Source organism: Sinorhizobium sp. NFACC03, from assembly GCF_900103435.1.
In the GTDB taxonomy this organism is placed as follows: Bacteria; Pseudomonadota; Alphaproteobacteria; order Rhizobiales; family Rhizobiaceae; genus Ensifer.
On record NZ_FMXF01000023.1, the window covers coordinates 31702 to 43429 of the forward strand.

General features: G+C 62.9%; 10 protein-coding genes. 9 read left to right on the forward strand and 1 reads right to left on the reverse strand.

Annotation, left to right across the window (positions count from 1 at the left end; genetic code table 11):
• Nucleotides 1–14: 14 nt before the first annotated feature.
• Nucleotides 15–1376, reverse strand: a complete 1362-nt coding sequence (locus BLU35_RS24700; RefSeq protein ID WP_093234886.1) for an NAD(P)-dependent oxidoreductase — start codon at nt 1374–1376, stop codon at nt 15–17.
• A gap of 312 nt (nt 1377–1688) precedes the next feature.
• Here BLU35_RS24700 and BLU35_RS24705 point away from each other — a divergent pair, with 312 nt between their 5' ends.
• From BLU35_RS24705 to BLU35_RS24745, 9 genes are all read left to right on the forward strand, one after another.
• Entirely contained in the window at nt 1689–2642 is a 954-nt protein-coding gene (locus BLU35_RS24705; protein ID WP_093234887.1) for a sugar-binding transcriptional regulator, read from the forward strand.
• Between the two features lie 198 nt (nt 2643–2840).
• A complete protein-coding gene (locus BLU35_RS24710; RefSeq protein ID WP_057249059.1) occupies nt 2841–4151 on the forward strand; it encodes an ABC transporter substrate-binding protein in 1311 nt (436 codons plus the stop codon).
• Nucleotides 4152–4293: 142 nt separating this feature from the next.
• Nucleotides 4294–5166 carry a carbohydrate ABC transporter permease gene (locus tag BLU35_RS24715; RefSeq protein WP_057249060.1) on the forward strand — a complete coding sequence of 291 codons (873 nt, stop codon included), beginning with the start codon at nt 4294–4296 and terminating at the stop codon, nt 5164–5166.
• A 5-nt stretch (nt 5167–5171) separates the two neighbouring features.
• A complete protein-coding gene (locus BLU35_RS24720; protein WP_057249061.1) occupies nt 5172–6002 on the forward strand; it encodes a carbohydrate ABC transporter permease in 831 nt (276 codons plus the stop codon).
• An 11-nt stretch (nt 6003–6013) separates the two neighbouring features.
• Nucleotides 6014–7018 carry an ABC transporter ATP-binding protein gene (locus BLU35_RS24725; protein ID WP_057249062.1) on the forward strand — a complete coding sequence of 335 codons (1005 nt, stop codon included), beginning with the start codon at nt 6014–6016 and terminating at the stop codon, nt 7016–7018.
• Complete coding sequence (locus tag BLU35_RS24730) at nt 7015–7788, forward strand: L-iditol 2-dehydrogenase (protein WP_057249063.1); 774 nt, start codon at nt 7015–7017, stop codon at nt 7786–7788. Before BLU35_RS24725 ends, BLU35_RS24730 begins: the two co-directional genes overlap by 4 nt.
• A 39-nt stretch (nt 7789–7827) precedes the next feature.
• A complete protein-coding gene (locus tag BLU35_RS24735) occupies nt 7828–9312 on the forward strand; it encodes a mannitol dehydrogenase family protein (protein WP_093234888.1) in 1485 nt (494 codons plus the stop codon).
• Between the two features lie 104 nt (nt 9313–9416).
• Entirely contained in the window at nt 9417–10085 is a 669-nt protein-coding gene (locus tag BLU35_RS24740) for an HAD family hydrolase (protein ID WP_093234889.1), read from the forward strand.
• A gap of 29 nt (nt 10086–10114) precedes the next feature.
• Nucleotides 10115–11698 (forward strand): FGGY-family carbohydrate kinase, encoded by a 1584-nt coding sequence (locus tag BLU35_RS24745; RefSeq protein WP_093234890.1) that lies wholly within the window; start codon nt 10115–10117, stop codon nt 11696–11698.
• Nucleotides 11699–11728: the final 30 nt, after the last annotated feature.

Genomic DNA, 11728 nt, shown 5'->3' on the forward strand with positions numbered 1-11728 from the left:
CTCCTCCCGATCCTTTAGGCAACTGCGCTCGCATGCGGCGCTGCCGCGGCGAGGGCCTGGTTGATCGATTCAGCCGCATCGCGGCCCATGGCGACGGCCGAGACGGTGAGGTCTTCGCCGCCGAGCACGCAGTCGCCACCGGCCCAGACGTTGTCGATCGAGGTTCGCCCTTCGGCATCGGTGACGATACGGCCGCCTTCAAGCTGCAGGGCGCCAAGGCCGCTTCCGAGGAAGCTCTGGCCGATTGCCTTGAAGATCTGATCGGCGGCAATGATACCCGTTTCGCCGGTCGCCGTCAGCTTTCCGTCTTCAAGCGTGGTGTATTCCAGCTCGATGCCTGCGACCTTGCCGTCCTTTTCGGCAATGCGCTTCGGCTGCAGCCAATGGCGGATGGTGACGCCCTTGGAGGTGGCGAGATCCTGCTCGAACTCGGAGGCGTTCATGTGCTCCTTGCCGCGGCGATAACAGATCGTTACCTCTTCGGCGCCGAGCAGCTTTGCCTGGACGGCGGCGTCGATCGCGGTCATGCCGCCGCCGAGGACGACGACACGGCGCCCGACGGGGATGTCGGCCTTCGTCTTCGACTGACGCAGCGCTGCGATGAAGTCGACGGCATCTTCGACGCCCTCGGCGTTCTCGCCTTCCATGCGCAGGGCATTGACGCCGACGAGGCCGAGACCGAGGAAGACGGCGTCATACTGCTCGGAAAGCTCGGCAAGGCTGAACTCCCGCCCGAGTGCCTGGCCGTTGCGAACCTCGATGCCGCCGATCGACAGCACGTAGTCGACTTCCTTTTGGGCGAAGTCGTCGACCGACTTGTAGGCGGCAATGCCGTATTCATTGAGGCCGCCCGACTTCGGACGGGCGTCGTAGATCACGACGTCGTGGCCCTTGACGGCGAGCCGATGGGCCGCCGCCAGTCCCGCCGGTCCGGCGCCGACGACGGCGACCTTACGGCCGGAGCTTTCTGCGCGGGTGTAGAACTGCTTGTTTTCCATCATCGCCACGTCGGTCGCATAGCGCTGCAGGCGGCCGATCTCGACCGGGCGCTCCTCGGCGGTGTTGCGAACGCAGGCCTGTTCGCAGAGCGTTTCGGTGGGACAGACGCGGGCGCACATGCCGCCCAGGATGTTCTGGTCGAAGATCGTCTTGGCCGATCCGATCGGGTTTCCAGTCGATATCTGCCGAATGAACAGCGGGATATCGATGGAGGTGGGACAGGCTGTCATGCACGGCGCGTCATGACAGAAATAACAGCGGTCGGAAGCGACGAGGGCCTCGTGCTTGTCGAGCGGCGGATGGAGGTCGGAGAAATTGCTCTCGTACTCCCCGAGCGGCAGGCGGCCGCCGAGGATCCCAGATTGTGTCGTTCCCATTATTGGCTCCCAATGTTTTCTCAGGATGATGGAACGGTAACACGCTTTATTTTTTTATCAAACGGTAAAAGTTTGCGGTCGAAATCACCGGAAAGCCTTGTGATCCCGGGCTTTTCTGCCGGCGCGCCAAGCCATTGTTCTTGGCCGATGTTTGACAGGACAGGACAAATAGTGGCAGCAAATTAGAGCGGGATGAGGAATGGTGTTTGCGGTTTTTCGGCCGCTCCCCGCTCTAACTTAAGAGAATCGATCACGATGTCTTTGGGGAGTTCGACCCAAAATCATCGTCATTCGGGGGAACGGAGAACAGGCATGGCGCGCAGGGGCGAGGCGAACAACAGGCTTGATGATGCCGCCCGGGCGGGCTGGCTATACTATGTCGCCGGCCGCACCCAGGACGAGATCGCGACCGTCATGGGGATTTCGCGCCAATCGGCGCAGCGGCTCGTTTCTCTCGCCATGTCCGAGCGGCTGATCAAGGTTCGGCTCGACCATCCGATCGCCGCATGTCTGGAGGCGGCGGCGGGCCTGCGCGACAGATACGGGCTGAAGCATGTGGAGGTCGTGCCGAGCGATCCGGGGTCGACCTCGACGACCGTCGGCATTGCCGAGGCGGGTGCTGCCGAAATCGAGCGCTGGCTGAAGTTGCCGGAGCCGCAGGTGTTGGCGATCGGTACCGGACGCACGCTGAAGGCGGCGGTCGACCAGCTGCCGCCGATGGAATGTCCGCAGCACCGCATCGTTTCGCTAACCGGCAATATCGGCCTCGACGGCTCGGCCGCCTATTACAATGTCATCTTCAGCATGGCCGATGCGGTCAAGGCGCGGCATTTTCCGATGCCGCTGCCCGTGCTCGCCGCCTCGCCGGAGGAGAGGGAAGTGCTGCACAGCCAGAGCCTGGTTCAGGTGGCCCTGAAGCTCGGCGCAGAAGCCAATGTCGCCTTCGTCGGCGTCGGCGAACTCGGCCCGGACGCGCCGCTTTGCCAGGACGGGTTCCTGGCGCAGGACGAGATGGCCGGTCTTACCAGAGCTGGCGCGGCCGGCGAAATCTGCGGCTGGATGTTCGACCATGAGGGCGTATTGCTCTCCGGCAGCTTCAACGAACGCGTCGCTTCGGTGCCGCTTCCCTCGCGGGACAAGGCGTCGGTGATCGGCCTTGCCAAGGGGCGGCGCAAGTACGAAGCGCTGTGGGCGGCCGTGAAGGGTGGAATCATCAACGGTCTTATCACCGATGAGGCGACGGCGCGCTATCTGCTCAACGCCTGATCGCAAAGAGCGCGTCCGTTAAAAGGCCGGCCCAGCGCCGGCCTTTCGCACTTGCGTAAAGAAAAAATCGGCAATCAAAACAATCTTCTAATGTTTCTGTGTGCGGCGCAGCAACGATTGCGCATTGACAATTTGTCATGAGAAGTGAGTAATTGCCCATGAGCGAGGCAAATGCTCAATTCTTCTGGGAGGAAGTCGATGAACTTGAGAACTTTCCTGCTGGGCACGTGCTCGGCAGTCGCGCTGTCGGGTCTGGCCCAAGCAGAAACCCTGACGATCGCGACCGTGAACAACGGCGACATGATCCGGATGCAGAAGCTGACGGAGGATTTCACGTCCAAGAATCCGGACATTCAACTCGAGTGGGTGACGCTCGAGGAAAACGTGCTGCGCCAGCGCGTGACGACCGACATCGCCACCAAGGGCGGCCAGTACGACATCATGACGATCGGCACCTATGAAGTGCCGATCTGGGCGAAGCAGGGCTGGCTGCTGCCGCTCGACAATCTCGGCGCCGACTACGACGTCGACGACCTCCTGCCGGCGATCCGCTCCGGCCTGACCATCGACGGCAAGCTCTATGCTGCGCCGTTCTACGGCGAAAGCTCGATGGTGATGTACCGCAAGGACCTGTTCGAGAAGGCGGGGCTCACCATGCCCGACGCGCCGACCTGGGACTTCATCGCCGACGCGGCGCGCAAGATCACCGACAAGAACAACGAACTCTACGGCATCTGCCTGCGCGGCAAGGCCGGCTGGGGCGAGAACATGGCCTTCCTGACGGCGACCGCGAACGCCTTCGGCGCCCGCTGGTTCGACGAGAACTGGAAGCCGCAGTTCGATCAGCCGGAATGGAAGAACGCACTCGACTTCTACGTCAAGCTGATGAACGACGCCGGACCGCCCGGCGCTTCCTCGAACGGCTTCAACGAAAACCTGTCGCTGTTCCAGACCGGCAAGTGCGGCATGTGGATCGATGCGACGGTTGCGGCCTCCTTCGTCACCAACCCGAAGGAATCGACCGTTGCCGACAAGGTCGGCTTCGCGCTCGCTCCGGACACCGGCCTCGGCAAGCGCGGCAACTGGCTCTGGGCCTGGAACCTCGCGATCCCCGCCGGCTCGCAGAAGGTCGCTTCGGCCGAGAAGTTCATCGCCTGGGCAACCGGCAAGGACTATCTGAAGCTCGTGGCTGACAAGGAAGGCTGGGCGAACGTACCTCCGGGCACGCGAACCTCGCTCTACGCCAACCCCGAGTACCAGAAGGCGGCGCCGTTCGCGAAGATGACGCTCGACTCGATCAACGCGGCCGATCCGAAGAACCCGGCCGTCAAGCCGGTGCCCTATGTCGGCGTGCAGTTCGTGGCGATCCCTGAATTCCAGGGTCTCGGCACGGCGGTCGGCCAGCAGTTCTCGGCGGCCCTTGCCGGTCAGATGAGCGTCGACGATGCGCTTGCCAGCGCCCAGAAGCTGACCGAACGCGAAATGACCAAGGCCGGTTACATCAAATAGCGCTCCCAAGGGCCCGGGGTGCCGGCCGCAAATGGCTGGCGCCCCGGTAATTCCCGGAGGCGGCCACTGGGCTCGTGCGGACAAACGCGCCGGCCCGGCCCGATCTCGAAACAGCATTGAATTCCTTCATTGGGGGGACGCCATGGCGACCTTGCACACCCGCTCCGCCGCGCGGCTGATGATCGCGCCTTCGGTGCTTCTGCTTCTGGCCTGGATGATCGTTCCGCTGGCCATGACCATCTACTTCTCGTTCCTGCGCTACAATCTGTTGATGCCGGGGATGGAGGAGTTCGCCGGCTTTTCGAACTACAGCTACTTCCTCACCGATCCCGCCTTCTTCCAGGCGATCTTCAACACGCTCGCGATCGTGCTCGGTGTGCTGTTCATCACCGTCGTCGGCGGCATCGCACTGGCGCTGTTGCTCGACCAGCCGATGTTCGGGCAGGGGATCGTGCGCATCCTGGTGATCGCGCCGTTCCTGATCATGCCGACGGTCGCCGCACTCGTCTGGAAGAACATGTTCATGAATCCGGTCAACGGGCTCTTCGCCTGGGTGGCCAAGCTCTTCGGGCTGCAGCCCTTCGACTTTCTCGCCAATGCACCGCTGATGTCGGTGATCCTGATCGTCGCCTGGCAATGGCTGCCCTTTGCGACGCTGATCCTTCTGACGGCCCTGCAGTCGCTCGATGAAGAGCAGAAGGAAGCCGCACAGATGGACGGCGCCGGCGCCTGGAGCCGCTTCATCTATCTGGTGCTGCCGCATCTCTCGCGCGCCATCACCGTGGTGATCCTGATCCAGACGATCTTCCTGCTCTCGGTCTTCGCCGAGATCCTGGTGACGACCAATGGCGGGCCGGGTACGCAGAGCACGAACCTCACCTTCCTCGTCTATGCGCAGGCCCTGCTGCAGTTCGACGTGGGCGGCGCATCCGCCGGCGGCATCATCGCCGTCATCCTCGCCAACATCGTCGCATTCTTCCTGATGCGCATGATCGGCAAGACGCTGGAGGCTTGAGAACCATGGCACGCAATGTCTCCACCCAAAGAAAGATCGTCGTTACCGTCGTCGCCTGGACGATCGGCATCCTGATCTTCTTCCCGATCCTCTGGACGTTCCTGACGAGCTTCAAGACCGAGGCCGAGGCGATCGCCTCGCCGCCGTCCCTGTTCTTCTTCGACTGGACGACGGAGAACTATCACGAGGTGCAGAGCCGATCGAATTACTTCCTGCACTTCATGAACTCGGTCGTCGTCTCCTTCGGCTCGACGCTGATCGGCCTGATAATCGCCATTCCGTCCGCCTGGGCGATGGCGTTCTCGCCGACCAAGCGCACCAAGGACGTCCTGATGTGGATGCTCTCCACCAAGATGATGCCGTCGGTCGGCGTGCTGGTGCCGATGTATCTGATGTTCCGCAACACCGGCCTGCTCGACACCCGTACCGGCCTCGTCATTGTGCTGACGCTGATCAACCTGCCGATCATCATCTGGATGCTCTACACCTACTTTAAGGAGATCCCCGGCGAAATCCTGGAGGCCGCCCGCATGGACGGCGCCTCGCTCTCCAAGGAGATCATCTATGTGCTGACGCCGATGGCGATCCCCGGCATCGCCTCGACGCTTCTGCTCAACATCATCCTCGCCTGGAACGAGGCGTTCTGGACGCTGAACCTCAGTGCCGCGAAAGCCGCGCCGCTGACTGCCTTCATCGCCTCCTATTCGAGCCCCGAAGGCCTGTTCTACGCCAAGCTCTCGGCCGCCTCGACCATGGCGATCGCCCCCATCCTCATACTCGGCTGGTTCTCGCAGAAACAGCTCGTACGCGGCCTCACCTTCGGCGCGGTCAAATAAGGGATACGACAATGGGAAGCATTACACTCAGCAAGGTTTCGAAGGTCTTCGGCGCCCATGCCGTCATCCCCTCGATCGACCTCGACATCAACAATGGCGAGTTCGTCGTCTTCGTCGGCCCGTCCGGTTGCGGAAAGTCGACGCTGCTCAGGCTGATCGCCGGCCTGGAAGATGTCAGCGACGGCGACATCGTCATCGATGGCAAGAACGCCACCGAACTGCCGCCGGCACAGCGCGGCCTGTCGATGGTGTTCCAGTCCTACGCGCTCTATCCGCACATGAGCGTGCGCTCGAACATCGCCTTTCCGCTGAAGATGGCGGGCGAGGACAAGGCCGTCATCGACAAGAAGGTGTCGGATGCGGCGCGCGTGCTGAACCTTACCGATTATCTCGACCGCAAGCCGCGGCAGCTTTCCGGCGGTCAGCGCCAGCGCGTCGCGATCGGCCGGGCGATCGTGCGCCAGCCGAAGGCCTTCCTGTTCGACGAGCCGCTGTCGAACCTCGATGCAGCGCTTCGCGTCAACATGCGGCTGGAGATCAGCCAGCTGCACCAGGACCTGAAGACGACGATGATTTACGTCACCCACGATCAGGTGGAGGCCATGACCATGGCCGACAAGATCGTGGTGCTCAATCGTGGGCGCATCGAGCAGGTCGGCTCGCCGCTCGACCTCTACCACAAGCCGGACAATCTGTTCGTCGCGGGCTTCATCGGTTCGCCGCGCATGAATATCGTCACTGGTCCTGCGGCTTCTGCCTATCAGGCGCATACGATGGGCATCCGCCCCGAGCATCTGGCGCTCTCCAAAGATAGTGGCAGCTGGCAGGGCACGGTCGGCGTCGCCGAACACCTCGGCTCCGACACCTTCCTGCACGTCAATGTCGACGACGGCATCGGCACGGTGACGGCGCGCGTCAGCGGCGACTTTGCCGTCACCCACGGCGATCGCGTGTTCCTGACGCCGGACCCACAGCGCGTCCACAGGTTCGACGACAAGGGGTTGGCAGTGCGATGAGAAGGCTCGAAGGTAAAAGCGCGCTGATCACCGGGTCTGCGCGGGGGATCGGCCGTGCCTTCGCGGAGGCTTATATCCGCGAAGGCGCCACGGTCGCGATCGCCGACATCAATATCGAACGGGCACGGCAGACGGCCTCCGAGATCGGTGCCGGCGCCTACGCAGTCGAGATGGACGTGACGCAGCAGGCATCGATCGATGCTGCGATCGCAGCGGTCGTCAGGCAAGCGGGCGGCCTCGATATCCTCGTCAACAATGCAGCACTCTTCGACCTTGCGCCGATCGTCGAAATCACCCGCGAAAGCTATGACCGGCTGTTTTCGATCAATGTTGCCGGCACGCTGTTCGCGCTGCAGGCGGCCGCAAAGCAGATGATCGCCCAGGGCAGGGGCGGCAAGATCATCAACATGGCGAGCCAGGCGGGCCGCCGCGGCGAAGCGTTGGTCGCGATCTATTGCGCCACCAAGGCGGCGGTCATCAGCCTTACCCAGTCGGCCGGCCTCAACCTCATCAAGCACGGCATCAACGTCAACGCGATCGCGCCCGGTGTGGTCGACGGCGAGCACTGGGACGGCGTCGACGCGCTGTTTGCCAAATACGAAAACCGCCCGCTCGGCGAAAAGAAGAAGCTGGTTGGCGCGGAGGTGCCCTATGGGCGCATGGGAACGGCCGAGGACCTGACCGGAATGGCGATCTTCCTCGCCTCAGCCGAGAGCGACTACGTCGTCTCGCAGACCTACAACGTCGACGGCGGCAACTGGATGAGCTGAGCCTGCGCAGCCGGTGAAGCCTCGAAAGGATACGGGATCATGACGACCAAACTCTCACTTGCCGCCCTCGACACGATCAAGGCCAAGGCCGGCGTGCCGAACTACGACCGGTCGCAATTGACGGCGGGGATCGTGCATTTTGGCGTCGGCAACTTCCATAGGGCGCACCAGGCCGTCTATCTCGACGATCTCTTCAATGCCGGCCACGACCGGGATTGGGCCATCATCGGTGCCGGCGTACTTGCCTCCGATGCAACGATGCGGGCGAAACTCGCGGCGCAGGATTTCCTGACGACGGTCGTCGAGCAGGACAACAACCGCACCGGCGCCCATATCACCGGCGCGATGATCGACTACCTGGAACCAGGCGACATCCCGGCGATCATCGCGAGGCTGACCGATCCGGCGATCCGCATCGTGTCGCTGACGATCACCGAAGGCGGTTATTTCATCGATCCGGCGTCGGGTGTATTCAACCCGACCCATCCGGCAATCGTCGCCGACGCGCAGAACCCGGCTGCTCCGAAGACCGTGTTCGGACTGATCGTCGCCGGCCTGAAAGCGCGCCGCGACAAGAACGTTCCGCCCTTCACCGTGATGTCCTGCGACAACATTCCCGGCAATGGCGAGGTCACGCATGCCGCTGTTTCCGGCCTTGCTCGGCTCGTCGATGCTGATTTCGCTGACTGGATCGATGCCAATGTCGCTTTCCCGAACGGCATGGTGGACCGGATCACGCCGGCAACCGGCACACGTGAAATCGGCATTGTCGCCGACGATTACGGCATAGAGGACGCCTGGCCGGTGTTCTGCGAGGAATTCAAGCAATGGGTGCTTGAAGACCATTTCCCGCTCGGCCGTCCGGCGCTGGAGAAGGTCGGCGTCCAGTTCGTGCCCGACGTCGCGCCGTACGAACACATGAAGATCCGCATCCTCAACGGCGGCCATGCGGCGATCGCCTATCCGGCGGCTCTGCTCGACATTCATTTCGTGCATGAGGCGATGGAAGAGCCGCTGATCCGTGCCTTTCTTGCCAAGCTTGAACATGACGAGATCATTCCGGTCATTCCGCCCGTGCCGAACACCGATCTCGGCGATTACTACAAGCTGATCGAGACGCGCTTTGCCAATCCGAAGATCGGTGACACGATCCCGCGTCTGGCGCAGGACGGTTCCAACCGCCAGCCGAAATTCATCCTGCCGTCGACGGCCGATCGCCTAGCGCGCGGCGAAGATGTCGTCGGTCTGTCGCTGGTTTCGGCACTGTGGTGCCGCTATTTCGCCGGCACGTCCGACAGCGGCAAGGCGATCGTCTTCAACGACCAGAGCGCCGACCGGCTGAACAAGGCGGCGCTTGCCGCCAAGAACGATCCGGTGGCCTTCCTGGAGCTCGGCGATATCTTCGGCGATGTCGCGCGCTCCGATCTCTTCCGCCGCCGTTTCAGCCATGCATTGAAAACCCTCTGGGAAAGGGGTACGCGCGCTACGCTCCAGCTTTATCTGGACGACAAGCTCACCGCATAATTCCCTGGATCACATCGAACCAGGGACGAGATTATGCGCCAATTCAAAGCGTTACAGCGACCTTGGCGCCTTATATCGCGCGTAGCTGTAAGGGGTAGGGTGCGATGGCGGACACAGCGTCCAGGCTGGTGATTTTCGATTGCGACGGCGTGCTTGTCGATAGCGAGCCGATCTCGCTGGAAGTGCTGGTGGACGTGCTCTCGGCCGCCGGCGTTCCGATGACCGCCGAGGAGGCGACGGAACGATTTCTCGGGCGCAGCCTGAAAAGCATGTCGGCGATCCTCCACGACGAATATGGCCTCGCCACCGACGATGCCTTCCTCGAGGGCATGCGCCTTCGTCTTTATCAGCGCTTCCGCACCGAATTGCAGCCGATTGCAGGAATTCGCGAAGCGGTCGAAGGGCTCGAGGGCGCGTGCTGCGTCGCCTCGTCCAGCCAGCCGGAACGCATCCGCCTGTCGCTGACCGTCACCGGGCTCATTGACCTCTTCGAGCCCAATATCTTCTCCGCCACCATGGTGAAACACGGCAAGCCGGCGCCTGATCTCTTCCTGCATGCGAGCCGCGTAATGGGTTTCGCGCCCAGGGATTGCATCGTCGTCGAGGACAGTCCGGCGGGTATCGAAGCGGCGAAGGCGGCGGGCATGCGGGTCTTCGCCTTTGCGGGCGGCAGCCATGCCCGATCCGACAGGCACCGCCAAAGTCTCGCGAATCTCGGTCCCGACGTGCTGTTTGACGACATGGGCGAATTGTTACAGTTTGTCCGCCGATAGCAGGGACAAGAGGGGCGGGACTTTCATTGATGCGTGAATTCGTCGTTGCGGTCGATGTCGGCACCGGCAGTGCGCGCGCCGGTATCTTTGACCGGAAGGGCACGCTGCTTGCGCGTGCCGACCTGCCGATTGCCATGAACCGGCCGGAAGAAAACCACGCCGAACATGATTCTGAGGATATCTGGCGCGCCGTCTGCGGCGCGGTCAAGGCGGCCAAGGACAAGGCCGGGATCGCCGCTGAAAGCGTTGCCGCGATCGGCTTCGACGCCACCTGCTCGTTGGTGGTGCGCGACAGCGAAGGCGAGCCGCTATCCGTCAACCGCAAGGGCGAGGCGCGCTGGGACACGATCGTCTGGCTCGACCATCGGGCGCTCGCCGAGGCAGATTTCTGTACGGCGACCGGCCATCCGGTGCTCGACTTCTCCGGCCGCGTCATGTCGCCGGAAATGGAAATGCCGAAGCTGATGTGGCTGAAGCGCAACCTGCCGCAACAATGGCAGAAGGCGGGTTTCTTCTTCGACCTGGCCGACTATCTTTCCTGGCGAGCGACGGGAAGCGCTGCTCGCTCGCGCTGCACGCTGACAGCGAAGTGGAATTATCTGGCGCATGAGAAGCGTGGCTGGCAGCCGGACTATCTCGAAAAGATCGGGCTTGAAGATCTCATCGAACGCGGCGGGCTGCCGGAAGAAACACTGCCGATCGGAAGCTCGGTCGGTCATTTGAGCGCTGCGGCGGCCGCAGAGCTTGGGCTCGACGAAGCCTGCCAGGTGGCGCCGGGCCTGATCGACGCCTATGCTGGTGCGCTCGGCGTCGTCGGCGGGTTCATCGGGAAGCCGGAGACGCTTGAAAAACAACTCGCGTTGATCGCCGGTACATCGAGCTGCATTGTTGCCTTTTCCAAGGATATGAAGCCGGGCTTCGGCATGTGGGGCCCCTATTACGAAGCGGTTCTTCCGGGCGCCTGGCTGATCGAGGGCGGGCAATCGGCGACAGGTGCGCTGCTCGACCATATCGTGCGGCTGCATGGCGGCGGCCTTGAACCAACAGCAGAGACCCACGGCCGGATCATCGCCCGGGTGCAGGAACTGCGCGCCGAGCAGGGCGCCGCTTTTGCCGATCGCCTGCATGTGCTTCCCGATTTCCACGGCAACCGCTCGCCGCTCGCCGACCCGCATGGGCTCGGGGTTATCAGCGGCCTGCCCCTCGATTCCTCCTTCGATGCGCTCTGCCGTCTCTATTGGCGCAGCTGCGTCGCGATCGCGCTCGGCATCCGTCACATCCTGGAGATGATGCGGGAGGTCGGCTACCAGCTCGACACCCTGCACGTCACCGGCGGCCACGTGCGCAACACGCTTCTGATGGAGCTCTACTGCGATGTGACCGGCTGCCGTGTGGTTGCGCCGCAGGCACCGGACGCGGTGCTGCTCGGTACGGCGATGGCGGCTGCGGTTGCCGGCGGCATGCACCGGGATCTCGCCGCCGCAGGGGCGGAAATGGCGTCTGAGGGGCACGAGCGCCTGCCGAATACAAGCGTTCGCGGCACCTATGACCGCGATTACCGCCGCTTCCTGGCGCTCTACCGCCATCGTGACGAACTCGACAAGATGCAGTGACGCGGTAGGCCGAGGCGGCAAGGGCGGGCG